The 251-nt window shown below is 41.0% G+C and carries 1 protein-coding gene; it reads left to right on the forward strand.

Features of this window, described 5'->3' with window-relative positions; all coding sequences use genetic code 11:
* A partial coding sequence (locus ACYQ78_RS39900; RefSeq protein ID WP_459806197.1) for an immunoglobulin domain-containing protein occupies positions 1-251 on the forward strand: 251 nt, incomplete at both ends.

A 251-nucleotide genomic window follows, 5' to 3' on the forward strand; every position in this document is an offset into this window, starting at 1 on the left:
TTTAACTGGGGCACCAGTTATAACACAAGACATTAAAGGAGAAGTGCGGGTTAATTATGGACAAAATGTTCGACTACACTGCAAGGCTTTAGGTCATCAACCTCTGCTATTTCAGTGGTATAAACAGAGAGAAGAACTTCGTGGAAAAACTGAAAACACCTTATTGCTTCAGAATGTGTCCCAGCAGGATGAAGGATTTTACCTTTGCCGAGTAGCAAATCATATTGGAGTTGTATTCACTGGTTGGGCCT

Source organism: Herbidospora sp. RD11066, assembly GCF_054661255.1.